This window comes from Paenibacillus kobensis NBRC 15729 (assembly GCF_004000825.1).
GTDB classification, from domain to species: Bacteria; Bacillota; Bacilli; order Paenibacillales; family Paenibacillaceae; genus Paenibacillus_T; species Paenibacillus_T kobensis.
In genome coordinates, this window is sequence record NZ_BILZ01000038.1 from 13,518 (window position 1) to 37,489 (window position 23,972).

At 55.5% G+C, this 23,972-nt stretch carries 24 protein-coding genes; 5 read left to right on the plus strand and 19 right to left on the minus strand.

Annotated elements, in window-relative coordinates; genetic code table 11:
• Window positions 1-28: 28 nt before the first annotated feature.
• The 3 genes from galU to PKO01S_RS19530 form a co-directional block, all read right to left on the minus strand.
• On the minus strand, window positions 29-913 hold the full coding sequence (gene galU, locus PKO01S_RS19520) for a UTP--glucose-1-phosphate uridylyltransferase GalU (protein WP_127533121.1): 885 nt from the start codon (window positions 911-913) through the stop codon (window positions 29-31).
• A 118-nt stretch (window positions 914-1,031) separates the two neighbouring features.
• The gene (locus PKO01S_RS19525) at window positions 1,032-2,438 is read right to left on the minus strand and encodes a sensor histidine kinase (RefSeq protein WP_127533122.1); all 1,407 of its coding nucleotides are present in this window, start codon (window positions 2,436-2,438) and stop codon (window positions 1,032-1,034) included.
• Entirely contained in the window at window positions 2,435-3,118 is a 684-nt protein-coding gene (locus PKO01S_RS19530; protein WP_127533123.1) for a response regulator transcription factor, read from the minus strand. Before PKO01S_RS19530 ends, PKO01S_RS19525 begins: the two co-directional genes overlap by 4 nt.
• A 228-nt stretch (window positions 3,119-3,346) precedes the next feature.
• Between PKO01S_RS19530 and PKO01S_RS19535 the strand changes: the two genes are divergently transcribed.
• Both PKO01S_RS19535 and trxB read left to right on the plus strand, forming a co-directional pair.
• A complete protein-coding gene (locus tag PKO01S_RS19535; RefSeq protein ID WP_127533124.1) occupies window positions 3,347-3,748 on the plus strand; it encodes a secondary thiamine-phosphate synthase enzyme YjbQ in 402 nt (133 codons plus the stop codon).
• A 96-nt stretch (window positions 3,749-3,844) separates the two neighbouring features.
• Entirely contained in the window at window positions 3,845-4,786 is a 942-nt protein-coding gene (gene trxB, locus PKO01S_RS19540) for a thioredoxin-disulfide reductase (RefSeq protein WP_127533125.1), read from the plus strand.
• Between the two features lie 153 nt (window positions 4,787-4,939).
• Here trxB and PKO01S_RS19545 read toward each other — a convergent pair whose 3' ends face one another.
• The 3 genes from PKO01S_RS19545 to PKO01S_RS19555 form a co-directional block, all read right to left on the minus strand.
• Window positions 4,940-5,533, minus strand: a complete 594-nt coding sequence (locus PKO01S_RS19545; protein ID WP_127533126.1) for a hypothetical protein — start codon at window positions 5,531-5,533, stop codon at window positions 4,940-4,942.
• A gap of 72 nt (window positions 5,534-5,605) precedes the next feature.
• A complete protein-coding gene (locus PKO01S_RS19550) occupies window positions 5,606-6,229 on the minus strand; it encodes a hypothetical protein (protein ID WP_127533127.1) in 624 nt (207 codons plus the stop codon).
• Between the two features lie 41 nt (window positions 6,230-6,270).
• Window positions 6,271-6,531, minus strand: coding sequence for a DUF6953 family protein (locus tag PKO01S_RS19555; protein ID WP_127533128.1), 261 nt, complete (start codon window positions 6,529-6,531; stop codon window positions 6,271-6,273).
• Between the two features lie 64 nt (window positions 6,532-6,595).
• Here PKO01S_RS19555 and PKO01S_RS19560 point away from each other — a divergent pair, with 64 nt between their 5' ends.
• The gene (locus PKO01S_RS19560) at window positions 6,596-7,555 is read left to right on the plus strand and encodes a D-2-hydroxyacid dehydrogenase (protein WP_127533129.1); all 960 of its coding nucleotides are present in this window, start codon (window positions 6,596-6,598) and stop codon (window positions 7,553-7,555) included.
• 30 nt (window positions 7,556-7,585) lie between these two features.
• Window positions 7,586-7,801, plus strand: a complete 216-nt coding sequence (locus tag PKO01S_RS19565) for a hypothetical protein (RefSeq protein ID WP_127533130.1) — start codon at window positions 7,586-7,588, stop codon at window positions 7,799-7,801.
• 543 nt (window positions 7,802-8,344) lie between these two features.
• On the opposite strand, the gene PKO01S_RS19570 is transcribed toward PKO01S_RS19565, so the two are convergent.
• Window positions 8,345-10,330: an ABC-F family ATP-binding cassette domain-containing protein gene (locus tag PKO01S_RS19570; protein WP_127533131.1), complete on the minus strand. Its 1,986-nt coding sequence runs from the start codon at window positions 10,328-10,330 to the stop codon at window positions 8,345-8,347.
• Window positions 10,331-10,518: 188 nt separating this feature from the next.
• Here PKO01S_RS19570 and PKO01S_RS19575 point away from each other — a divergent pair, with 188 nt between their 5' ends.
• The gene (locus tag PKO01S_RS19575; protein WP_127533132.1) at window positions 10,519-11,250 is read left to right on the plus strand and encodes a DUF3153 domain-containing protein; all 732 of its coding nucleotides are present in this window, start codon (window positions 10,519-10,521) and stop codon (window positions 11,248-11,250) included.
• 136 nt (window positions 11,251-11,386) lie between these two features.
• Here the strand turns inward: PKO01S_RS19575 and fumC are convergent, their stop codons facing one another.
• The 12 genes from fumC to PKO01S_RS19635 all read right to left on the minus strand — a co-directional run bounded on the left by fumC (window position 11,387) and on the right by PKO01S_RS19635 (window position 23,919).
• Window positions 11,387-12,775, minus strand: coding sequence for a class II fumarate hydratase (gene fumC / locus PKO01S_RS19580; RefSeq protein ID WP_127533133.1), 1,389 nt, complete (start codon window positions 12,773-12,775; stop codon window positions 11,387-11,389).
• Between the two features lie 196 nt (window positions 12,776-12,971).
• Complete coding sequence (locus PKO01S_RS19585) at window positions 12,972-13,685, minus strand: hypothetical protein (protein WP_127533134.1); 714 nt, start codon at window positions 13,683-13,685, stop codon at window positions 12,972-12,974.
• Window positions 13,682-14,284 carry a hypothetical protein gene (locus PKO01S_RS19590; protein ID WP_127533135.1) on the minus strand — a complete coding sequence of 201 codons (603 nt, stop codon included), beginning with the start codon at window positions 14,282-14,284 and terminating at the stop codon, window positions 13,682-13,684. Before PKO01S_RS19590 ends, PKO01S_RS19585 begins: the two co-directional genes overlap by 4 nt.
• Window positions 14,284-15,522: a type IV pilus biogenesis protein PilM gene (pilM, locus tag PKO01S_RS19595; protein ID WP_127533136.1), complete on the minus strand. Its 1,239-nt coding sequence runs from the start codon at window positions 15,520-15,522 to the stop codon at window positions 14,284-14,286. Before pilM ends, PKO01S_RS19590 begins: the two co-directional genes overlap by 1 nt.
• Window positions 15,523-15,542: 20 nt before the next feature.
• Window positions 15,543-17,567, minus strand: a complete 2,025-nt coding sequence (locus PKO01S_RS19600) for an autotransporter outer membrane beta-barrel domain-containing protein (RefSeq protein ID WP_127533137.1) — start codon at window positions 17,565-17,567, stop codon at window positions 15,543-15,545.
• Window positions 17,568-17,640: 73 nt separating this feature from the next.
• Window positions 17,641-18,183: a prepilin-type N-terminal cleavage/methylation domain-containing protein gene (locus tag PKO01S_RS19605; RefSeq protein WP_127533138.1), complete on the minus strand. Its 543-nt coding sequence runs from the start codon at window positions 18,181-18,183 to the stop codon at window positions 17,641-17,643.
• A gap of 15 nt (window positions 18,184-18,198) precedes the next feature.
• On the minus strand, window positions 18,199-18,657 hold the full coding sequence (locus PKO01S_RS19610; protein WP_164779676.1) for a type II secretion system protein: 459 nt from the start codon (window positions 18,655-18,657) through the stop codon (window positions 18,199-18,201).
• 38 nt (window positions 18,658-18,695) lie between these two features.
• Window positions 18,696-19,376: a prepilin peptidase gene (locus tag PKO01S_RS19615; protein ID WP_127533140.1), complete on the minus strand. Its 681-nt coding sequence runs from the start codon at window positions 19,374-19,376 to the stop codon at window positions 18,696-18,698.
• Window positions 19,377-19,514: 138 nt separating this feature from the next.
• Window positions 19,515-19,883 carry a prepilin-type N-terminal cleavage/methylation domain-containing protein gene (locus PKO01S_RS19620; protein ID WP_127533141.1) on the minus strand — a complete coding sequence of 123 codons (369 nt, stop codon included), beginning with the start codon at window positions 19,881-19,883 and terminating at the stop codon, window positions 19,515-19,517.
• Window positions 19,884-19,938: 55 nt separating this feature from the next.
• Complete coding sequence (locus PKO01S_RS19625) at window positions 19,939-21,156, minus strand: type II secretion system F family protein (RefSeq protein ID WP_127533142.1); 1,218 nt, start codon at window positions 21,154-21,156, stop codon at window positions 19,939-19,941.
• Window positions 21,157-21,162: 6 nt separating this feature from the next.
• Window positions 21,163-22,224, minus strand: coding sequence for a type IV pilus twitching motility protein PilT (locus tag PKO01S_RS19630; RefSeq protein ID WP_127533143.1), 1,062 nt, complete (start codon window positions 22,222-22,224; stop codon window positions 21,163-21,165).
• 24 nt (window positions 22,225-22,248) lie between these two features.
• The gene (locus PKO01S_RS19635; RefSeq protein WP_127533144.1) at window positions 22,249-23,919 is read right to left on the minus strand and encodes a GspE/PulE family protein; all 1,671 of its coding nucleotides are present in this window, start codon (window positions 23,917-23,919) and stop codon (window positions 22,249-22,251) included.
• Between the last annotated feature and the right edge of the window lie 53 nt (window positions 23,920-23,972).

Below are 23,972 nucleotides of genomic sequence, written 5' to 3' on the forward strand. Positions count from 1 at the left end.
CGTTTGCCATCATTCTAACATACCCCCCTCAGGTATGTGAAGGGGACAACCGTTCCAGCATATAAGCCCGTACTTCGTCAGCCAAGTCCGGCCGTTTCAGCGCCATATCGATCGTCGCTTGAACGAAGCCTAGCTTATCGCCAATATCATGGCGGACGCCGACGAACGGGAACGCTTCGATCGGCGAGAACCGGTTCAGCTTAACGAGACTGTCCGTTAATTGAATCTCGCCGCCCTTCCCGGGCTGCGCCTGCTCCAACAAGCCGAAGATGGACGGGTCGAGGACGTATCTTCCGACGACCGCGAGATTGGAAGATGCTTCGCCCGGAGCCGGCTTCTCGATCATGCCGCGTATCCGGTTCGAATAGCCCGGGCGGTCAAGCTCAACGATTCCGTACTTATGTGTTTGATCCCACGGCACTTCCATAACCGCAACGACGGATGCCCCCGACTGCTCGTGCACATCGATCATTTGCTTCAGGCAAGGTCGATCCGACAGCAAAATATCGTCACCGAGCAGCACAGCGAACGGTTCGTTCTCCGTGAACGTCTTCGCGCTGAGTACGGCGTGGCCAAGTCCGAGCGGCTCACGCTGGCGGACATAACAAATATTCGCCAGCGTCGAGATGGACCGGACCATCTCGAGCAGTTCCTCCTTGCCGCGCTCCTCGAGCTCCGTCTCCAGCTCCGCCGACTTATCGAAATGATCCTCGATCGCTCTTTTGTTACGGCCGCTGACGATCATAATGCTCTCGATGCCGGAGGCTACCGCCTCCTCGACGATATATTGAATCGCAGGCTTATCGATGAGCGGAAGCATTTCTTTGGGCTGCGCCTTCGTTGCCGGCAGAAACCGCGTACCTAACCCGCCAGCCGGAATAATCGCTTTGCGTACCCGTGGTCTGTCATTCATCGGATCGGCTACCGCCCTTCTTCTTCTGATCGTGCATCACCATGCCATATTGGCCATCGTATGCGACTCCTCATTCAAAAATAACAATGAAGGCAAAGCACCTTCCAAATGAACCCGCTTACTCATCCAGCTCTTCTTGCGGAAGGAGCGGCAGCGTTACCGCAATGACCGCGCCGCCCCCAGCGCCGCCGGGCTCCGCTTCAACCGTCCCGCCGTGCCGCGAGACGATCTGCTTCACAATCGACAATCCGAGCCCGTTGCCTCCAGCGCTTCGGTCCCGTGACGGATCGGCTTTGTAGAACCGTTCGAATATCCGCCCCCGGGCATCCTCTGGAATACCCGGGCCTGAATCGGAGAACCGGACGGTGACTGTCCCGCCTCCCGTCTCCTGCATGCCGACGGCGATTCGTCCGCCAGCCGGCGTAAACTTAATCGCATTGTGAAGCACGTTGATCCATACCTGGCTCAAGCTGTCGGCATCGGCATGAATGACTGTATCGTGCAGGTGCAGCTCAAGCTCAATTCTTTTGTCCGCCCATTGCGGCTCGCAAGCAAGCACATTATCCCGAAGCTGGCGGTCCAGACGGAACGGCTGCGGGTGAAAAGGATGATGGCGCGAATCGAGCGATGCCAGCCGCAGCATATTGTCGCTGAGCCGCGACAGCCTGCCGCTCTCTTGCTTAATGATATCGACATAATGATTCCGTTCTTCATCCGTCATTTCGGAAGTGCGAAGCGCCTCGGCGAAGCCGCCGATCGAGGTCAGTGGAGACTGCAGCTCGTGGGATACGCTGGACACGAAATCCGAGCGCATCGCCTCCAGCCGGCTGAGGCTGTCAGCCATCGTATTGAAGCTGTCGGCCAGATCGCCGAGCTCGTCCTTACGATTAAGCGGCACCCTCACGGAGAAATCGCCTTTGGCCAGCCGTCCTGTCGCCCTCTTCAACTGTTTGAGCGGCTTAACGACGTAATGCGCCGCGACGAGAAATAGCAAACTGCCTACGATAAGCAAAGTCAGAAGCAGCATATTCGACGTCCGCATAAAGCTGCGCTCTTGCGGGACGCGGTCCGGACTTACGAATACGGCAAGCTCCACCCTTCCGAAATGCGCAAGCTTACCGACCGTACGCATCCTCATCTTGTTATCCGTTGTCCCGTTGTCTTCCATCTGGACCGATACGGTCGAGCCCGCGAACACGTCCGCAACCTGCTCCGGCTCCAGTTGATTGGCGATCGAACGGTACCGTTGTCCGAAGCCGAACCATTGGCCGTCTCTGCTAATCCCGACGAGCGATACGTTCGTCAGCCGTGCCGTCTCCGACAAGAAGTTCATCAAACCTCGCGGGGCCGTCGCATTGTACAGCCGCTCGATATCCGTCACCGTATTCGCCAGCTGCATCGTCATTTCAACCTTAATATCCCGTCTGAACTGCTGGCTTGTAATTAGAAATGAAGCGCTAATGCTGACCAACACGACCACGAGGAACATGCCGACCAGCCGGACGTATAAGCTGCGGACCTTCAACCGGCCGTCACCTCCAGCCGATAGCCGAGCCCGCGTATCGTGACGATCCGGAATCTGGACGTCTCCTCGGGAAACCGTTCGCGCAGCCGCTTCACATGGACATCGACCGTCCGCTCGTCCCCTTCGTAGTCGACGCCCCATATTTGTTCGATAAGCTGCTCCCGCGCGAACGTCTTGTTCGGATAGCTGGCCATTTTGAACAGAAGCTCGAACTCCTTCGGCGGCAGCTTAACGCGGCCTTCCGGCGCCAACACATCATATTCCGTCCGGTTCAGCGACACTTCGCCGATCTCAACCGTCTGCGAGGCAACGATCCGGTACCGCTTCAACAGCGCTTTCACTCGCGCTGTCAGCTCAATCGGATCGAACGGCTTCACCATATAATCGTCCGCTCCCAGCTCGAATGCTCTTACCTTATGAGCCGTCTCGCCTTTCGCCGTCAGCATGAGCAGCGGAATATCATGCCCGTAGCTGCTTCGCAGCGCTTCACATAACGCCCAGCCATCGAGTCTGGGCATCATAATATCCATAATTGCCATATCCGGCCGAACCGATTCCAATTGACGAAGCGCATCCTCGCCGTCCACAGCCTGAATCACTTCGAAGCCTTCCCGTCTTAGAAATAGACTCGACAGCTCGCGAATGTTCGCGTCGTCGTCTACGACTAATATTTTCGCCATTTGTACAAATCCCCTTCTCCGCGCACCCCGGCGCGAGGCTTGTCTCTATTCATCCGTCCTCATGACCTGCTCTAAACTCATCATAGCACACCGTTTCCGGTCCAATCCTTAGAGCAGGCTTAAAAATAAGGACGCTATCGTTTGACACCAGCGCCCTGCCTATGCCACACTGGACAACGGATGGCGCTGCTTTCCAACTCCAGTCCGACAAGTTAGGAGCGAATACGAATGATCATGACCGAGACGCTGTCGACGTCGCGCCGCGATGAAATGATCGACATCACGCGCAAAGTTTCGTCCCTCGTATCCCAATCCGGCGTACGCACCGGTATCGCTATCATCTATTGCCCGCATACGACCGCAGGCATTACGATACAAGAAAACGCCGATCCCGACGTTAAGCATGATGTGCTGATGAGGCTTGACGAGGTATATCCTTGGGAGCATCCGAAGTACCGCCATGCCGAAGGCAACACCGCTTCGCACTTGAAGGCGATGACCGTCGGCACTAGTCAGACCGTCCTGATCGAAGACGGCCGCCTCGTGCTTGGCACATGGCAGGGCCTATACTTTTGCGAGTTCGACGGGCCGCGCAGAAGACAGTATCACGTGAAGCTTATGCAGGGCTAAACGCGGTTGACAAACGAGCTTATTTATAATAATTTTAAAGAACAAATTATTTTCAATTGCACACAATTCAATTGTATTCATCGGGAGGACATTCTTATGTACAAAACGATCATTATCGGTACCGGTCCTGCTGGACTCACCGCTGCTATCTATCTGGCGCGCGCCAACATGGCGCCGCTCGTCATTGAAGGCCCGCAGCCGGGCGGCCAATTGACGACGACGACGGAAGTCGAGAACTTCCCTGGCTTCCCTGAAGGCATTCTCGGCTCCGAGCTCATGTCGAACATGCGCAAGCAAGCGCAGCGTTTCGGCGCGACGTTCATGACGGGTTGGGTGAACAGCGTCGACTTCAGCAACCGGCCGTTCACGGTCAACGTGGAAGGCGGCCAACAGCTGCAAGCGGAATCGATCATTATCTCGACAGGCGCATCGGCGAAATATCTCGGCATTCCGGGCGAGCAAGACAACGTCGGACGCGGCGTCAGCACGTGCGCGACATGCGACGGCTTCTTCTTCCGCGGCAAAAAAATCGTCGTCATCGGCGGCGGCGACTCCGCCATGGAAGAAGCGCATTTCCTGACGCGCTTCGCTTCGGAAGTCAAACTCGTTAACCGCCGTTCCGAGCTGCGCGCTTCGAAAATCATGCAGGACCGCGCGCGCTCCAACGAGAAAATCAGCTGGGCGCTCAACAATACGCCAGTCGAAGTCGTTGCAGGCGGCCTCGGCGTTACCGGCCTGAAAGTTCGCTGCAACGAGACAGGCCAAGAAGAAATCATTGAGACGGACGGCGTATTCGTAGCCATTGGCCACACGCCGAACACCGGCTTCCTTGGCGGTCAGATCGAGACGGACGATCACGGCTATATCGTCGTGAAGCCGGGCACGACCGAGACGAACATTCCAGGCGTATTCGCTTGCGGCGACGTGCAGGATACGAAATACCGCCAAGCGATTACGGCAGCCGGCAGCGGCTGCATGGCTGCTCTGGAAGCGGAGCGTTTCCTGGAAGAAGAGCACAGCAAGTCGGTTTCGGTTTAATAGGAATAGGATAGGCGGATGGCATACGACGTCGCCGCCCTATCGCACCGGTCCACCGGACGATTCTAAGCTATAGCAAGCATGAAGGGGCTGCCCCTCGGGAAGATTCGAATCTACCGAGGGAGACAGCCCCTTCTTGACGTCTATGAGGGTTTATTGTAGCCGGAATCGTTCCAGCCCCGGCTGGCTCAAGTACTTGCGCATAAGCTGATTCGAGACAACCAGTGCCTCTTCCCGGTTATTGGCTGGGGCGGAGAGCATGAAGCCGTCTTCACCGCTCCACCATTTCGAGCTCGTGTCCGTATTGCCGCCCCTCGGCATCATTAGCAAAAGCGTGATTTCACTGTAGTCTTTGTTAGCAAACAGCGTATGGTAGCGGTAAGTTCTCGGATGTGCCGTTCCGCCGGGACGATCATAATCGAAGTAAGCATAAGACATCGCTCCCATGCCCTTATCGTCAAAATGAATGGTCAACCGCCGCTGATCCTCCGGCACCGGAATGTCTTCGCCGACAATGCCGACCTCGCCCCGGAAGATCCGCTTGCCTTTCCAAGTCATGCGCGACTTCCCTTTAATGAAGACGGTCGCCTGTTCCGTGCCGGCCTTCGCTCCTTCTTCGCCGAGCCGGTACTTGATACCGGTTAATCGGACCTCGACATTGCGCGGGAAAGTGTAATAAATAGCGGATGCTGCCAAAGCAATAACGATCAGCGAGCTTATCGTGATGATCCATCCTTTTCGACTCAACGACATTCTCTCCTCTCCGTAACGATGCCGGGAGCTCGGTTGGAAGAAAGGTGCGGTGGATTCCATGTTACTTTACTTAAGCGTATACGTCTCCGCTCCAGGCCGGTTTAAAAATTTAATCATAAGTTCGTTCGACAAGGCGAGCGCATCGTCACGGTTTGCCGCAGGTGCGGAAATCATGTAGCCGTCTTCCGCTGACCAACTGGAGCCGCCGTTCGTCTGCGTGCCGTCGGCTATGCCATTCGGCGTTACGAGCGACAATGTCACTTTCGAAAAATCTTTGTTCGCGAATATCGAGTGGGATTGGTAAAAGGTGATGCTCGAGACAGCACCATTGGCTTTATGATGAATAAGAGGGTAAGTCATCGCGCCCCATCCATCGTCCGTAAAATGAATTTCCAGCTTCCGCTGATCCTCCGGCACCGGAATTTGTTCGCCGACGATTGTGACCTCGCCTTCGAAGGTGCGTTCGCCCTGCGTGCTGCGCTTGTTCCAGAAGTTGCGGTGCACCTTTCCTTTAATTACGACTGTTGCCGGTTCTGTTCCCGCCTTCTCCCCTTCGGCGCCCAATTGGTATTTGACGCCCGTCAGCGTCACGTCGATCTTATGGGGATACGTGTAGATCCACTCGTAAGCTTTGTAAGCCGAGAACAGCAAGATAACGGCCAGCAGAATGGATCCGATCCATTTGGTCATATTTCGTTTCCTCCCTCCCGCCTGGCGGATGTCTCTCGCGTTTACGTCCAGCCCCAGAAGAAGCCATCCCGTTCCCATGCCGCCCTGCCCTTATGCAGCTTGCGGAACGCCTTCTTCACGTCCTTGCCAATCGACAAGTTGCCGTTATCATTCACGTAGAGATACGACTCGCCGAAGTGGCTTGCGATATAGGATGTCGCTTCCGATTGATGCAAAATGCCTTTATTCTGAAGTTCATGCAGCATCCATTGCGCGATCTCTGTTGGTTTGTCTGATGCTGCCGGTGCAGTGTCTTTCTCCATCCAAGTGTCACTCTCCATTTTCTGTTATACTGATTAGACGATTATATGGCCGGGAGGTTTCGATATGAGTGAGAAAATGTTAATTGCAATGGGCGCTTATTCCTCTGAGCAGAAGGATCGCATCCGCGAAGCGGCGGAGGGCTGGAACGTGATCTTCGGCAAAATGAAAGAGCTGGACAGCTCGCTGTTCCGCGAAGCAGAAGCAGTCATCGGCTGGAGCCCCGCGATCGTAACGGACGGCTTGCTGCCGGAGTCGAAGCTTCGCTGGGTGCAGGCATGGTCGGCAGGCGTCGACCAACTGCCGCTGGACAAGCTGGCAGCGCGAGGCGTCGTGCTGACGGATGCGAGCGGCGTACATCCGAAGCAGGTGTCGGAGACCGCGCTCGCCATGATGCTCGCTTGGACCCGCAACGTACATACTGCCGTGCGCAACCAAGTCGGCCGTAAGTGGGATCCGAAGGGCCGCTACGGCGAAATTCACGGCGCGACGATTGGCATTATCGGCGCAGGCGAGATTGGATCGGAGCTGGCGCGGCTCGCCCGGGCGTTCGGCATGACGACGCTAGGCGTCCGCCGGTCAGGCCTTCCTTTGGATGCTTTCGACCGAATGTATGACATGAGCGGACTGCCTGACGTACTGGCGGCAAGCGACTATGTCATCAACATTTTGCCGCTGACCGAGCAAACGGCTGGGCTGTTCAATGCGGATGCGTTCGCACGCATGAAGCCTTCCGCCTTCTTCGTCAATATCGGCCGCGGCCCTTCGGTCGTTACCGACGATCTGGTGCATGCGCTGCAGAACGGAATTATTGCAGGAGCCGGCCTCGATGTGACGGAGCCGGAGCCGCTGCCGGAGGACCACCCGCTGTGGGCGCTCGACAATGTCATTATTACCCCGCACACCGCCGGACAGACCGACCATTACAGCGGCCGCGTCGCCGACCTGTTCATTCGCAATCTGCGCGCGTACACCGCAACCGGCCGACCGGAATGCAACGTCGTGGACTATAGCCAGAAGTATTAGACGGGCCAACTTGCAGAGAGGAGCATTCCTTTGTCTATCAACCGCCGATTAATGACGGACGCCGATTTCCAAGAGGCGCTGGAGAAGCAGCTTAAGCTTCGCGTCTTCAAGGATGATCATATGATCGAGAACGGCGGCGTCATCGTCCGCTTCGACGACAACACGATCGTCATCCAGTCGACCGTCAGCGACGTCGCCTACTATTCCCGCACCAGCTGCGAATTTTTCGAGCTTCGGAAGCGGTAAAACACAAGAGCCATTGCTCCGTCTGATATGTCGGTGTGATGGCTCTCTTGTTGCAGCAGCACAGCACGGTATACCACTGAAATAAGCGTCCCCGAAGGACGCTTATTTCTCTCCACTCACACATTCTAACTTTTTAAGTGTCTCCCATAGCATACTAAATCCGCCGAATCCGTGCATTTCCGCCCCAAATGAGCTTTTAAGCGACGTTACAGGACTCTTAATGCCCACCAGCATCAGTACACGATGAAATAAGCGCCCCCGAAGGACGCTTATTTCTCTCCACTCACACATTCTAACTTTTTAAGTGTCTCCCATAGCATACTAAATCCGCCGAATCCGTGCATTTCCGCCCCAAATGAGCTTTTAAGCGACGTTACAGGACTCTTAATGCCCACCAGCATCAGTACCCGATAAAATAAGCGCCCCCGAGGGACGCTTAATCCTCCCACTCATAAGGGAGAATGCATGAAGCATCCAGCATCATATCGTTCGCTCCGCATCCGAAAAGAGGTGTGCAGAATCCTCTGCACGCCTCTCATCCGTTTACTTGTTCCGCTTCTGAGCTTCGATTTGCTCGGCGAGCTCGTTCAGGTACGTCCAGCGGTCCATCAGCTCTTCAAGCTTCGCCTCTAGCTGCCCCTGCTCGACGATGAGCTGCTGGAGCAGCGAGGAATCGCTGCCGGACTCGTCCATACGCTGCGCGACCGCAGCCAACGCCTCTTCGGTCTCGGCAATCCAGCCGTCTATCGCTTCGAAATCCTTCTGCTCCTTGTACGACATCTTAAGCGATTTGGCGCGGCCGCCTCCGTCCGCGTTTCCGCTGTCCGCCGCTGAACTGCCGCCTCCTTGCTTGCCGGTCGGAGCACCCGCTCCGCTCGCTGCCGCCGCCGGCTTGCCGGAGGAACTGTCGCCGCCCGCTGCACCTCCCGCATCGCGTTCGCCTGTCCGCTCTTCGTACTCCGTATAGTTGCCGGCATGGATCGATACGACGCCGCCCTCGAAAGCGAACAGCCGGTCTACGGTACGGTCGAGGAAATAACGGTCATGGGAGACAATGTACACGACGCCCGGGAAGTCCTCCAAATAATCCTCGAGAACCGATAAGGTCGCGATGTCCAAGTCGTTCGTCGGCTCGTCGAGCAGCAGCACGTTCGGCGCTTCCATCAGTACGCGCAGCAGCTGCAGCCGGCGCTTCTCGCCGCCCGACAGCCGGTTAATGTACGTCCACTGCATGGCCGGCGGGAACAGAAACCGCTCCAGCATCTGCGTCGCCGACACGCTGCTGCCGTCTGCCGTCTTCACTTGCTCGGCGCCTTCTCGGATATACTCAATGACGCGCAGCGACTCGTCCATCTCCTCGTGCTCCTGCGAGAACCAGCCGATCTTCACCGTCGGGCCGATCTCCGCAACGCCCAGCTCAGGCGTCAGCCTGCCGCCGATCACCTTAAGCAGCGTCGACTTGCCGCTGCCGTTGCGGCCCACAATGCCGACACGGTCTTCCGGCACCGTCTTATAGCTGAAATCGCGGAACAGCGTACGTCCGCCGAAGCTGTGGCCGACTTGCTCCAGCTCGACGATTTTGCGTCCGAGACGGGACGATGCAATCGACACATCCAGCTTGCCGCCTGCTTGGCTCGGCGCCTGCGCCTTCAGCGCTTCGAACCGGTCGATGCGCGCCTTTTGCTTCGTCGTCCGCGCTTTCGCGCCGCGGCGAATCCATGCGAGCTCGTTGCGGAGCAAATTTTGCCGCTTCGCCTCCGATGCCGCCTCCCGCTCCTCGCGTTCCAGCTTCAGCTCAAGAAACCGGCTGTAGTTCGCCTCATAGAAATAAGCGCGTCCCCGGTCCAGCTCCAGCACCCGGTTCGCTACCCGGTCAAGGAAATACCGGTCATGCGTAATCATGAGCAGCGCGCCGCGCCGCTTCTGCAGCATCGACTCCAGCCACGCCACCGACTCGTTGTCGATATGGTTGGTCGGTTCGTCGAGGATCAGCAAATCGGATGGCTGCACAAGCGCCGCTGCCATCGCGGCCCGTTTGCGTTGACCGCCGGACAGCACGCCCATCCGCAGCGAGAAATCGTTCAGTCCAAGCTTGGACAGCGCGGTTTTGGCTTCATTTTCCAACTGCCAGACATCCAGCTCGTCCATCTTGGCGTTCGCCGCAACGAGCTTCTGCTGAAGCGTCTCGTCGGACGGATTCAACTCGAGCGACTGCAGCGCCTCATGATAGGTGCGCACAGCCGCAAGCTGCGGCGAGTCGCCGCCGAGCGCATGCTCCAGAATCGTCTCCTCCGGATCGTAAGCCGGGTTTTGCGCCAGCATGCGGACCGTAACCCGTCCCGACATCGTCACTTGACCGGAATCCGCCGTCTCTTGGCCCGCAATCACTTTGAGAAGCGTCGACTTGCCGGTGCCGTTAACGCCGATGATGCCGATTTTGTCGCCTTCCGCGACGCCGAATGAAATATCCTCGAACAGCGTTTTCTCGCCGTACGTCTTCGTCAAATGTTCTACAGACAATAAGTGCATCGTATATTCACGCTCTTTCCCGATAATCCGTCTTCATCCCATTATTATACCACACCGGCAATCCGGCGCGAGCGGCTCGTTATTGATCTGGCAGCCGCAGAAGGTTATCGTATAGATAGTATGCATGTCCGACCGCAAGCAGCATTTCGATCAGATCACCTACCCTAACCCAAAAGCGGTGAATAACCTTGAAATTATCCCTATCCGCCATCAGATGGCTTATTCTATTCTTATTACTAATCGGCCTATCTGCTATTCTGAGCAGTTGTGCGAAAGGCGAGGCCCATCTTACGGTAAAAGCGAACGGGACGGGCAAGCTCGACCTGTCGTTCACGCTAAGCGGAACAGCGCTGAAAGCTGTCGCCGATGAACGGCTGCTCGATCAGCTCAGCCAGCGGCTGAACGATGACGGCTTTACCGTCCGGCCCATCGAATCCAGCGGCGGCAAGCAAAGTCTGCGCGCAACCAAATCATTGGATCTAACCGAACATGCCGAAGCGCCGATTCCCGGCGTTACGGTCACGCGCGAGCAGAATACACACGGCTGGTTCGTCACAAGGGAGCAAGTGACAGCATCAACGGATTTGCAATCGTTAATCCCGAATGAAACGTGGCAGAAGCTAACCGCCCGGCTCGACTCCCTCTCTCCGCTCGTGCGAAGTCTGGTGCTTCGCCAGCTCAGCTTCGAATTCAAGCTGACGCTGCCGATTCCGGCCGAGTCGCATAACGCCGATGCCGCCCAGGACCGGGGCAGGACGCTCGTCTGGCATTTGTCGCTCACCGAACCGAATACGGTACAAGTTGCGGTCAACGTTCCGAATATCCGCCATATTATCATTGCGGCAATCGCCGCCCTTCTTCTCGCTCTCGCAGCAACCGCCTTTATTGTCAGAAGAAGAAGGAACAAGCTCCGCCATTAGTCAGGGTCAGGGCCGGGGCCGGAACGCTCCAGATCGGCTCGATTCCAGTGCACGCAACCTTTTTTCCAGGCCAAAAAGTCCGCTCCAGCACAAGCGCACGACGCGCATGTACAGAGCGGACTTTCGTATTTACGATCTATGCGTTCGGACCGACCATATTCTCCGGCCGGACGTAAGTATCGAACTGCTCGCCGGTAAGCAGGCCGCTTGCGACCGCCGCTTCCCGGAGCGTCGTGCCTTCCTTATGCGCCTTCTTCGCAATCGCCGCCGCATTCTCGTAGCCGATATGCGGATTGAGCGCCGTGACCAGCATGAGCGACTGCTCCAAATTACGGCGGATGGTTCCCTCGTTCGGCTCGATACCGACTGCGCAGTGCTCGTTGAAGGAGCGCATCGCATCAGCGAGCAGCCGTACAGACTTCATAAAGTTGTAGATAATAACCGGTTTGAACACGTTCAGCTCAAAATTGCCCTGGCTCGCCGCGAAGCCGATCGCCGCATCGCTGCCCATCACTTGACAGACGACCATCGTCAGCGCTTCGCATTGCGTCGGATTCACTTTGCCCGGCATGATCGAGCTGCCCGGCTCGTTCTCCGGAATAATCAGCTCGCCGATGCCGCTGCGCGGGCCGCTGGCAAGCCAGCGAACGTCGTTCGCGATCTTCATGAGATTGGCTGCAAGCGCCTTAATCGCCCCATGCACGTACACGATCGCATCATGGCTCGTCAGCGCATGGAACTTATTCGGCGCCGTCACGAATGATTGACCCGTCAGCCCGCTCACCTTCTCCGCCACGAGCGCCGCGAAGCCCGGATGCGCATTAATGCCGGTGCCGACGGCCGTACCGCCGAGAGCCAAGCTGCGCATCCCGCCGAGGCTCGACTGCAGCATCGCCTCCGTCTCGGCGAGCATCGCGTGCCAGCCGCTTACCTCTTGTCCGAGCGTCAGCGGCGTTGCGTCCTGCAGATGCGTTCGGCCGATTTTGACGATGCCGCGGAATTGTTCTGCTTTCGCAGAGAACGTATCCCGGAGCTCTGCAAGCGCCGGCAGCAGCGTCTCTTCAACCGCCAGCAGGCCAGCAATATGCATCGCCGCCGGAAACGTATCATTGGAGCTCTGCGACCGGTTCACATCGTCATTCGGATGAATGCGCGTCCCGCTTCCTTGCTGCTCCAGCCGCTCGTTCGCGCGCCGGGCTACCACTTCGTTCACATTCATATTCGTCTGCGTCCCGCTGCCGGTCTGCCAGACGACGAGCGGGAACTGATCGTCCAATTCGCCGTTCAATATATCATCGACTGCTTGGCCAATCGCCTCGGACTTCTCCGTATCCAAGACGCCAAGCTCACCGTTCGCTTGTGCCGCCGCCTTCTTCACGACCGCCATCGCATGAACGACCTCAACCGGCATCCGGTCGCCGCCGATACGGAAGTTTTCCAAGCTTCGCTGCGTCTGCGCGCCCCACAGCTTATCCGCGGGAACGCGGATCTCGCCCATCGTATCTTTCTCCATCCGGTATTCCAACGCTTCATCCTCCTAAACAAACATCGCTCACCCTATTGTCGCCCAACTACCCCATTAATACCCTAATGCTGCTTCTTCCAAAACGTTCCTCCCAACAACCTAATTCAAATAATAAAGCTATATGGAGTAAGCCTCGGACAGCCCCACCTCCTCGGTGTCTGCCACTGCTCATTCCATATAGCGTTAAGAATCCAGATTAGTTCATTGCAACGGAAATATTCTCGAATTTGCTGCTGACCGATGCCGGAAGCTCGAACGCCCGGAACGTCAACTCCAGCGAGTAGCCAATCTTACCGGCCCGCCACGACGGCAGCTGTGCGAGCAATTGAAGAGAAGTCGATCCCTCTGTATCCTCAAGCTTCTGATACTTGATCGAATCAACAATCAGCAGCTTCTCCTGATGCTGCAATAAGGTTACAAATGAAATAAGCGAACGAAGATCGCCATACATCGTCAAGCGAAACTTCACTTCGTTCGGCGAACCGTTCGAAGACTGCGCTGTCTGTCCCGATTGCTCCGAGGCGCCAGCAGCTGTCCCGGAATTTGCCTGCTGCGCGGCATCGTCCTGCTGCAGCTTCACATATAGAACTTCCCGCTGCGCAGCGGCTTCCCGAATCGTCGTCGTCAGCTCCGACAGCAATAGTCGAGGAGGCAGCCTTTTCATGATACCGGCAATTCCCGAATCTGTCGCCTGCTGCACAATCGGCTTCTGCTTCAGCGCGTCCAGCGCCAGCCGCTGCGATGCCAGCTCACGGGCCGCATCATGATGCCGGTTGTAGGCAGGCAAGAGAAACCAAAGTACGACCACCGTGTTCAACAATACAGCGGCAGCGACTGATCCGGCTACTTTCCAAGCTGCTTTATGGATGTGCTGCTCATACAGATGCTTGTAGCTTTGGGACGGGATCATGGCGTCTTCTCCTCCTGCCGTTCATTCATCTCGATTTCAAGCGCAAGGGTGTAATAATCGACGTTATCCAGCCTTAGCTTCTGCCCGTCCGACCGGACCAGACTAAGTTTCCCCGGCGTCTCTCCCTTCACATGCTCGGTTATGGACAGCTTCATATCCTTATATTCAGGCGCCTTTTCCAGCTTCGCGAGCGCTATTGTAACTTCTTCCTCCGACAAAAATACGCTCGTCACTTTTAACTTCCGGTCCTCGCCAGCCTCAATCGTCATCAATTGACCGTCCATCAGAACGGAGCCCAGCAGCGGCTGGAGCAGCATCTCCCAATCGGCTTGCTGCTTCTCTAGATCATGCGACATGTTAATCGCCTGGTCGAATGCAGTGGTCGTCTCCGTCTTCGTCGTCGAGTGCTCGAGCTCGCGCACCTCCTCCGACACTTGTTGAATCTCACGTTCAATGGACGATCGGTCGTCCTCCCAGTGCATATGAAGAAAAATAAGCACGACGAGCAGCAGCAGTCCGCATGACCCCGCCAACAGGATGAGCCAGCTTTTTCGTCTGACGATATAAGGAACGCGGGGCAATAAATTAATCGTTCTCATCATTCTCTCCCCCGCATCGCTAATCCGATCGGTACCGCATACGCGGAGACATCGATGGCGGCGGAATCCGGCGCAAGCTTGAGCAGCCCCCACTGCGCAGTCTCGACTTGGCGGGACATTTGGCTGCTTAGCGTCTCCCGCAGCCGGTCCATTCGCGCAAGACTGCCCGTCAGCATAATCCGGTTGAATTCTCGGTCGCGGCGGTTCAGCTTATAGCGGTAGAAGTTAAGCAGCCGTTCCAGCTCGGCTATAATGTCCTGGCAAGCATTATTGAAATGATGGTCTTCATCCAGCAAATACGACAGCGGGGACAGAGATGCCGCATGCGGGCTTCCCCCACGCTCGAATTGAACCTCGACATTGCGCATAATTCGAATAATGCCCTCATCCACAATCGTAATCTCGCAGTTCGTCGTGTTCACGTCCATCAAGATACAGGTGCCCGCATCTCCAGCTTCTCCAGCTTTTCCTTCTTCTGCTGCTTCTGCCTTTGCCGACGTTCTCTCATTGAGCCGCGCCAAGGAGAACGACTTCACCTCATAGCTGACAGGCTCGAGCCCCGCATCGTGCAGCAGCGTCGTATATTGCTCCAACAGCGCCGTTGGTGCTGCAACGATCGCCACCTCGCACAGCATTTCCGAAGCGCGAGGCCCGGCCAATCCCGTGCCTTCCTCGAACTCCGCTTCCATCCTACTATCATCCGCCATAACCGGACCAATCCGGTAATAATCGTAATACGGCCGGTCGAACGGCAGACTGAGACCATGCGCTAACTCATAGCGCAGAAGCTTCTCAATCTGCTTGTCCGGAAGATCCGGTAGCTTCACCGTCTTCATCATGACCATCTGGCTCGGTATGGCCAAATGAACCTTCCGGCTGCTCCAAGAGCGGTTGGCCAGCAGCTCGCCGATGGTCCGCTCCAGCTCTGCCGAATCCACGATTCGGCCGTCGCTCATCGCACCCGCAGGCAGCTCGATCCTCGCCGACTGCAGCACGCGTACGCCTCCCGAGTTGTTCTCAAGCTCGCACAGCTTCACGTGGCTGTCCGTGATTTCCATGCCAAGGAACGAGCTCGGCCGCTTCATTGTTCTCCATAGCTCACTCAGCTGTTTCGGCCGACTCGCACTTGGCTTCGATGGCAGGCTCGGCTTCAATGGCGGACGGCCCGGTTTCTTCGGACTCGGTGTGAAAAGCCGCTTCCAGTCGATCTGTTTATTCCATATGGAGTCCTGTTTCATAACGGCCCCTCCTCTCCGAATTATGGCCTCCGGTAGCTGCGCGAGCTCCACGTCGACGTAATAATAAGCTGCTTGGACGGTGCAACCGTCTTCCCGCCGGACGGCGGATTGTAGTTGATGCAGATGGCGTTCCTGCCATTGCCCCAATCTTCTCTATAGTAATCAGGCAGAGTAAGAGTTCCCCCTGCATAAAAGCCGCCTAACGTCAGATGGCTAATCGTATTTTGCATCGCAATATTTTTAAGGGCTGCGGTCATACCGCCTGTTGTAAACAGAGATCCGATGACATTTTCAAATGTGATGTTGCCGGATGATAGTAAGTCCTTCTCAATTTTTAATTTATTTACGGAGTTTTTGAATGTGAGATCCGATCCTGATACTACTGACCCCCCGACATTCAGGTCATCAACGGTGTTCGCGAACGTAATGGTCTGCGGTGATATAATATCTCCCGCTACTTTCATAATTTTAAAGGTGTTACTGAACAAGATTGGACCGCGCGATAACATAGAACCATCAACCACAAATGAATTTCCTATATCACTCAAGGTGACGCCGGCAACAGCATACAAGGAGCCTCCAATATGCAAATTGCTCACGGATTCAACGGTCAATGTACCGCCTACACTGATATCCCCTGGAATGAACCATTCATTGACTTTGGATTGAAAAACAGCGCTGCTCCCAGACAGGAAAGAACCGCCCAACGTTACATTGCTAACTTTCCCGAAAGAATTAGAGGACGCCATACTCCAATCGCCGGTTGTTTTAAGCCCATTGATCTGCGTAAAGTTGAAGCTGCCCCCCGCAATAATCGAGTTTCGGTCGTTACCGTCTATCAGTCCCGAAGCGGTCCACTTACCTGCGGAAATAAGGTCGGCTGTTGTGAATTTCATATCTTTCCCGGAACTGAACGTCCCTTGTACTTTTAGTTCACTGATATGACCAGCAATCGAGAAGTTGCCGCCTACGATTAAATCCCCCTCAACGACCAACCTGCCAACAGATCCAGTAAATGCAAGATTCCCGTTCACTATCAAGTTGCCTTTCACGATGAGCAGGCCCATCTGCCCGATCGTCATATTCCCTCGGATTAATGTGTCCCCATTAATGGTGAGCGACGTACTTCCGGGGGCCGCAAGGGAGCCTCCCACAACAAGCTTTCCATTAATGGTGGCTCCTTCGTTCCAGCTCGCAATGGATAGGTTGCCTGCGGCTTGAATCGCAATGCCCGTATACCCCGGCGTCGTCATCGTGCCAATGATATAAGGAGAGTCCTTCTTAGTCTCCGTTATCTCGACATCACCGTCATATTTCACGCCCGGTCCGCCCGCCTTGTACGTATACGGTGTACTTTTCGTCTTCACATTCGGTATCGTTGTCACCGTATCCGGCACGGCCAGCGGAGCCAGCGGCTGCGGCCTTCTGCTGAACCGTTCGTCGAACGCTGAACCGGTGTAGCGGTCCATATACTCGTTAAATTCGGTCGTATATTTGGCTCGATCATAATTTTTTCCGATAAAATCTTCACTTGGCCGTTCCGACCCGCAATACGTGAACAAATAATCGTAATTCCGTTTGTCCGTAATGACCGCATGCTTGCGATAAAAGACGTCATCCTTCGGCGCCAGACCGCCGCCGCCGGTCTGCTCGTTATAGGCGAATTGCAGTTCGACCGTCTGGCCGCGTTCCTGCTGCCCCGCTCCGCTCCAGGACGAGAACGCTATCCGCTCCGGCATCCCGCTCGCTGGCGTCACATCCACGTTCAGCCGGTCGTATAATCCAAGAGACGTGATCCCGGCAGCGAGCTGCCTGGCATCCGCCTCGGTCATTTCGGTACCTTTGGCCTGCGCTTCCGCATAAAGCCGTTTATAGACGACGGCAGCTGATTCGGATTGAATAAATGCCGCTTCTGTCGTACCATCCGTCGCAGAGTGAAGCAGACCGTTGTTCAACATTCCAGTAAGAGGGATAATGAGCAGTCCGAGTATCATAACGAATCCGAGCACAAGAATTAACGTGTTGCCCCGTTGAGACTTTAACATGCAGCATGCTCCTCTCCTTTGCCAAATAGATGAACGTCGTCGTCCCTTCTACAGCTTCTTCCCTCGCAGTAAGTCATAGTGATGGAAGATTGACGACCGTCGAGGCAACGTATGTTCCGCCGCCGGGCGTTGTCATCGTTAGCGAAATATCGATTCGCCGGCCCGCACGGTCCGGTGTGAATGAGACACTGCCCACATGGGCCGATAGTACGCCAGACCGTGTTTCTCCGTTGACCGTCGACGTATAGGACAGCTCATGCTTTGCCGCATCGTAACTATAAGCGACCTGACCGCCCGATTCGTATTTCAAGTCCAGCGAACGGGCAGGGTCCGCTGTCACGACCGCCGATTCGCGGCGGGAAGCTTGAACGATATGATTGATGATCGTACGGGACTCGTCCATCATCTGTTCGCGTGAAGTGATTTGTTTAACGCCGTTGTGCGTCTGATTAATAACAAAAAACACGGCAGTGAAAGCAACGCTGATCAGGACAATCGTAGCAAGCACTTCCACCAACGTAAGTCCGGCATTCGTCTTACGTATGGTCGTGAAGGAGGCAGCACCATCGCCTTGCCGAGTCTTCTTGATGCAGCGATTCATCCATTGCGGCAGCATAGGCAGCCTCCTTGGCTAATTGTATTCAACGTAAGCTTTCAAACTGTAAGAGCGGTTCGTGGCCATTTCCGTCGCCGTCACTTGAACGAGTCTGAAATAATCGCCGATATGATAAGCATCGGTACGGATCGATACGGTACCGCTTGGAATCGGCAGCGTCCGCACATCAACCCGCACCTTCGGACTAGCGGAATTAGGAATCAATAACGCCGGCAGAGCGGCATTCGAATTTGCCTTGAGGCCGGACAGCGATACCGCAGATCCGTACAACGTTACCGTGTCGCCTGTTTTGAGACCTGATTTGATGTTTTCCATTACGGTTCTGGCAATAAGTACGTTGTTCTCCTTGTCGCTGTTCGACTTGGAGAACAGCGAAGACTGCTGAAGCACGAAAGTAACGGTGATCACGACGAAAGCAAGCAGCGTTATCGACGCGAGCAGTTCGATTAACGTTAGTCCGCGTTGATTGTTCATCGGGTGCATCCCCTCGCCATTTTGAAATCCCTAGAGTTTTAGGCGTGCATAGAGCTCCAGTACCAACTGAGCAGCCGGTCTCCCCATAAGCAGCACACCAGCGCGCTTACTGCTATAGAGGGGCCGAATGGCATTGGTCTGTCAATCTTCCCTCCGCTCCCTATCAACTTATGAATGAGTGCAACGATCAATCCAACAACACTAGCTACAAAAATACTAAGCAGAGTCAGCTTCAGTCCAAGCACAACACCGATCAGCACGTACAGCTTAATATCGCCGCCGCCCATTGCCTCTTGCCGGAGCAATCGGCTGGCAACGACACCGACGACAAGCAGAAATCCGCTTCCAGCGAACGCCGCCGCCAAGTAATTCCACAATGGCAACGGATGATCGGTCAGCCGAAGCCCCGACGCCACCGCCAGTCCGGCGAATACGAACTTGTCCGGAATGATCATCTCGGCCAGATCGGTCTGCGTCGTCAGATAGAGCACGATAAGCAAGGTATAAACGATAACAAGCTCCCAACCCGAGCCGATGACGACATAAACGAACGGCAGCAGAAACGTCAGCACGAATCCGCCAGCATATAAGCGACTTGGAAGCGGCAGCTCCTGCTCCCTCCAAGCGAACGGATGATCTAGCTGCCGCTCCGCAAGAAGGTTCAGCAGCATCGCCAACGAAAAACCGAAGAGGGCGAGATAGATGTGAGGTTGAAGCATGGATCAGACTCCCCCTGATGTTCGGATTGTTCTTTCGTAAAATGATAGGCAGCCAAGCAATTCAGCAAAGAAAGGCAACCCGGACGGGTTACCTTTTTTTAAGTAATACGCGTACCTGTATTTAGGTTCTTCTTTGGTTTATTTAGTCAACGTGGCCGTAATTACTCCATTAGCATCGATATTGAATGTCACCTTAGTTTTCTTCTTGGCGGTATCATTCCAGTCAGGCAATGTAGTTAAATATCCTTTGGTCTGCAGTTCCGTAATGTTAATCTCCTGATCATCAGTTACTGTATTATCCATGCCGTAACGAACCGCCGCTTCCTGAACAATTCGATCCGTCGCAGCATCCGAACTCGTTTTGGACTTCGAGATCATATTGTTAACCGCCGGAATCGCGATTGCAGCGATAATACCGATAATGACGATAATAGCCAGAAGCTCGATCAACGTCAGACCCTTCTTGTTCTTCAACATCGATTTGCCCGATTGTACTGCCGTTTCCATAAACCCATCTCCTCTTCAAATAGTTTTATATAAACAAGTGCGTAAATCCCATCTCTTACATCTCCTGCATCAACTTGAACGTCGGCGTCATGACGGCGAGCACAATAACTCCTACGATGCCCGCAATGATTAGAATCATAATCGGCTCGAGCAGCGACTTCAGCCTGTCTGCCATCGCGTCGACGTCGTCTTCGTAGAAATCAGCGATTTTGTTCAGCATGCCATCGAGCGCGCCGGTCTGCTCGCCGACGGTCATCATTTGTACGAGCATCGGCGGGAACAGCTTGCTGCGCCGCAGCGGCTCGGACAACGTATCACCCTTCATGACGCCATCCTTCACACGGTTGATGACGCTGCCGATAGCCTCATTCGCTACAACCTGCGACACAAGCGTTAAGCTCTCCATTATAGGTACGCCTGCCGCGAACAGCGATCCGAACGTACGGCTGAATCTCGCCAATGCCTGCTTGTGCCACAGCTTGCCGAAGACAGGAACCTTCAACTTGATATAATCAAGCCTTGTTCCTCCGCCATCCGTTCGGCGTATCATCGCCGTAATAAGCTTCGGCAGGAACAGCGATGCAAGGACTATATACCAGTAACCGCTGACGAAATCGCTAGCCGCGATGACGATCCTCGTAGAAAGCGGCAGCTCAATCCCCATATCCCGGAACGTCTGAACATACCTCGGTACAACGAATATCATCATGAAGATTACGACGGCAACCGTGACGACCGACATAATCGCCGGATAGACCAGCGCCGACTGCACCTTCTTCTTCGTCTTGTTCTCTTTCTCGTAGTAGACCGCGAGCCGCTCCAGCATCTCGTCGAGCGTTCCGCTCATCTCTCCGGCCTTCGTCATATTAATAAAAATCGGGCTGAACACCGACGGATGAGACGCCGCCGCAGCGGAGAACTGCTTGCCGTCGCTGAGCTGCTCAGCAATGTCGGCCAGCACAGAGCGGAACGGCTTCGACGGAGCATGCTCGCTCAGCATGCCGACCGCGTCCACTAGCCTGATCCCGGCCCTGTACATCACCGCAAGCTGTCTGCAAAATACGGTGAACGGCTCTAGCTTTACCTTCGGTCCGCCGCCAATGGAAAGCGACAAGTCCCGGTGCAGGATGCTTTTATCATGATTAACGAGCTTCGTCACCCACAGCCCCTGCTGCTTCAGTTGCTCAGCAACCTGCCGGTCCGTCGCGCCCTCCAGCACGCCCGAGAAAGCATGGCCTGCCGAATTAACCGCCTTGTAGCCGTATTTCGGCATGCCTTATCACTCCCACCTCTGCTGGTCTCCAGTATTCAGTCCATCCAGAAACCGTCTCGCTGTCTGTGTCGTCACCATACCGGATGCCACTAACCGGCGAATCGCCGAATCCATCGTCTGCATGCCATCTGTTCCGCCCGTCTGAATGGCCGACCGAAGCTGGTGCCCTTTGTTCGATCGAATCAAATTGGCGATAGCAGGCGTATTGACGAGCACTTCGAATGCCGCCGTCATGCTCGTCCCGTCCGCCGCAGGCAGAAGGCGCTGTGCGATGACGCCGACCAGCGTACTGCTCAACTGGTACCGGATCTGCTGCTGCTGCTCCGCCGGGAATACGTCAATCATCCGGTCCACCGCCTGCGACGCTCCTTCCGTATGGAGCGTCGCCAGCACGAGATGTCCCGTCTCCGCTGCCGTAATGGCCGTTCGGATCGTATCCAAATCTCTCATCTCGCCGACGAGAATGACGTCCGGGTCCTGACGCAGCGCCGAACGGAGGCCGCTTGCGAATGACTGCGTGTCCGAGCCGATCTCACGCTGATTAACGATACAATTGCGGTGCGGATGCACGTACTCGATCGGATCCTCCAGCGTTACGATATGGCCGCTGAACGTCTCATTGATTCGGCCGATCATCGACGCGAGCGTCGTTGATTTGCCGCTGCCGGTCGGTCCTGTGACGAGCAGCAGCCCTTGCCGCTTCATGATGAGACGTTCGGCAACACCCGGCAACCCTAGCTGTCCCATCCCCGGAATGGAAGAGCCGATCGGGCGAATCGCCAGTGCAACGGCGCCGCTCTGACGGTAGACGTTAACCCGGAAACGCCGCTTGCCTTCGAGCGAATAAGCGAAATCGATATCGCCCGAGCGGTCATAGGCTTCGAATTGCTCTTCTGTCATGAGATACCGGGCTGCCGCCTCCGTATGCTCCGGTTCCAGCGGCAGTTGGCCTTCTGCTTGAAGCTCTCCGCGTATTCGAAATATGATCGGCGATTTGGCGGTCATATGAATATCCGACACGTTGTTGTCATGGGCCTGCCGCAGCAGCTCCTCCATGCTCCAATTCATCACTTGCCCTCCTATTGCCCTCTCCTACGCCTCTCTTCCGATTACGCGGAACACCTCTCCTATCGTCGTATGTCCTTCAGCCGCCTTGCGCAAACCGTCCGCGATAATCGGAATTAAGCCGTGTTCCATCGCGTAATCCGCATAATCTTGATCCGAGCCCTTCTGCAAAATAAGCGTCCGCAGCCCCCGGTCGACCGTCAGCACTTCGTGAATCGGCAGTCGGCCTTTATAGCCTGTCCGGCCGCATTCGCCGCAGCCCTTACCCCGGTATAACTGCTTCGCGTGAATGCCGTGCTTACGCAACTGCTCCGCCTCACTGTGTTCAGGCTCGTAACTTTCCTTGCAGTACGGGCATATGCGCCGGACAAGCCGCTGCGCAACGATACAGCTGACCGCCGATGAGATAAGAAACGGCTCTACGCCCATATCCATCAACCGGTTAATCGCATTAACCGCGTTGTTCGTATGAAGCGTACTCAGCACCAAATGCCCCGTCATGGCGGCGCGGACGACGATTTCCGCCGTTTCCGTGTCGCGGATTTCGCCCACCATGACGACGTTCGGGTCCTGCCGCAAAATCGAACGAAGTCCCTTCGCGAACGTGAGCCCTGTCACCGAATTGACCTGCACCTGATTGATACCGGTCAGATGATATTCGACCGGGTCTTCAACCGTGATGATGTTCACATCGTCGCGGTTCAGATGGGATAGTGCGGAATACAGCGTCGTCGTCTTGCCGCTGCCCGTCGGTCCTGTCAGCAACACTACGCCGTGTGCCCGGCTGATGCCATTAACGAAGGCAAGCCGGTTCGGTTCGGAGAAGCCGAGTTGATTGATCTCTGCGAGCGATCCGCTCATGTCGAGCACGCGCATAACGATTTTCTCGCCGTGCAGCGTCGGGAGCGTCGAGACGCGAATATCGATTTTGCGAAGGTCCAGATCAAGTTCGACCCTGCCGTCCTGCGGCAGCCTTCGCTCCGCGACGTTCAGGTTGGCCATAATTTTGATCCGGGCCGTAATGACCGGCATCATGCCGATCGGCAGCGTCCGTTCCATCCGCATCACGCCGTCGATCCGGTACCGGATGCGCATGCCGTCGTCCTGCGGATCGAAATGAATGTCGCTTGCGAGCATATGTACAGCTTGCATAATGATCTGATTGACGGTCTTCACAACCGGAGAATCGTCATTTTGCGCGGTCTGAAGCACTTCTTCCTCTTGGGTTTCCTGCATTCGGGTGGCGATTTGCTCGATGCTGCCCTGCAGGCCGTAATACCTTGTAATCGCACGCAGCAATTCTTCTTGGGATGCAATGACCGCTTCAACCCGAAGTCCGGTCAGAATACGAATTTCGTCTATAGCGAAATAATCGAGCGGGTCGGCCATAGCTAGAATCAGCTTGTTGCCGTCCACGCGCAGCGGGAGTACGGAATGCTGTTCGGCCATCTTGTGGGGGATAAGTTGAATGACTTTCTGGTCAATCTTCTGGCGGTATAGCTGGACATGAGGAATACCGAGCTGAAACTCCAGCACTTCGATGAATTGCTGCTGAGAAATGTAGCCTTGCGTGATTAGAACGTCGCCTAACCGCATCTTGAGCTCACGCTGCTGGGATAGCGCCTGCGTCAGTTGAGCATCTGTAATGACGCCTGCCTCAACAAGCAGATCACCAATTCTCTTGCGAACCTCTCGCATAGCCTCACCTCAGCCTGAACTAGAGTCCTAGTAAAATTGTTGGTGTTGTACAC

What these genes read in the sequence shown, in the direction of transcription:
- pilM (WP_127533136.1), bottom strand. Translation starts at nt 15,522, where the DNA reads ATGAAACAGGACTCCATATGGAATAAACAGATCGACTGGAAGCGGCTT.
- PKO01S_RS19625 (WP_127533142.1), bottom strand. Translation starts at nt 21,156, where the DNA reads ATGCCGAAATACGGCTACAAGGCGGTTAATTCGGCAGGCCATGCTTTC.
- PKO01S_RS19585 (WP_127533134.1), bottom strand. Translation starts at nt 13,685, where the DNA reads ATGATCCCGTCCCAAAGCTACAAGCATCTGTATGAGCAGCACATCCAT.
- PKO01S_RS19535 (WP_127533124.1), top strand. Translation starts at nt 3,347, where the DNA reads ATGATCATGACCGAGACGCTGTCGACGTCGCGCCGCGATGAAATGATC.
- PKO01S_RS19635 (WP_127533144.1), bottom strand. Translation starts at nt 23,919, where the DNA reads ATGCGAGAGGTTCGCAAGAGAATTGGTGATCTGCTTGTTGAGGCAGGC.
- PKO01S_RS19600 (WP_127533137.1), bottom strand. Translation starts at nt 17,567, where the DNA reads ATGTTAAAGTCTCAACGGGGCAACACGTTAATTCTTGTGCTCGGATTC.
- PKO01S_RS19630 (WP_127533143.1), bottom strand. Translation starts at nt 22,224, where the DNA reads ATGAATTGGAGCATGGAGGAGCTGCTGCGGCAGGCCCATGACAACAAC.
- PKO01S_RS19550 (WP_127533127.1), bottom strand. Translation starts at nt 6,229, where the DNA reads ATGACCAAATGGATCGGATCCATTCTGCTGGCCGTTATCTTGCTGTTC.
- PKO01S_RS19615 (WP_127533140.1), bottom strand. Translation starts at nt 19,376, where the DNA reads ATGCTTCAACCTCACATCTATCTCGCCCTCTTCGGTTTTTCGTTGGCG.
- PKO01S_RS19605 (WP_127533138.1), bottom strand. Translation starts at nt 18,183, where the DNA reads ATGCTGCCGCAATGGATGAATCGCTGCATCAAGAAGACTCGGCAAGGC.
- PKO01S_RS19555 (WP_127533128.1), bottom strand. Translation starts at nt 6,531, where the DNA reads ATGGAGAAAGACACTGCACCGGCAGCATCAGACAAACCAACAGAGATC.
- PKO01S_RS19590 (WP_127533135.1), bottom strand. Translation starts at nt 14,284, where the DNA reads ATGAGAACGATTAATTTATTGCCCCGCGTTCCTTATATCGTCAGACGA.
- trxB (WP_127533125.1), top strand. Translation starts at nt 3,845, where the DNA reads ATGTACAAAACGATCATTATCGGTACCGGTCCTGCTGGACTCACCGCT.
- PKO01S_RS19610 (WP_164779676.1), bottom strand. Translation starts at nt 18,657, where the DNA reads ATGAACAATCAACGCGGACTAACGTTAATCGAACTGCTCGCGTCGATA.
- PKO01S_RS19530 (WP_127533123.1), bottom strand. Translation starts at nt 3,118, where the DNA reads ATGGCGAAAATATTAGTCGTAGACGACGACGCGAACATTCGCGAGCTG.
- PKO01S_RS19560 (WP_127533129.1), top strand. Translation starts at nt 6,596, where the DNA reads ATGAGTGAGAAAATGTTAATTGCAATGGGCGCTTATTCCTCTGAGCAG.
- galU (WP_127533121.1), bottom strand. Translation starts at nt 913, where the DNA reads ATGAATGACAGACCACGGGTACGCAAAGCGATTATTCCGGCTGGCGGG.
- PKO01S_RS19570 (WP_127533131.1), bottom strand. Translation starts at nt 10,330, where the DNA reads ATGCACTTATTGTCTGTAGAACATTTGACGAAGACGTACGGCGAGAAA.
- PKO01S_RS19620 (WP_127533141.1), bottom strand. Translation starts at nt 19,883, where the DNA reads ATGGAAACGGCAGTACAATCGGGCAAATCGATGTTGAAGAACAAGAAG.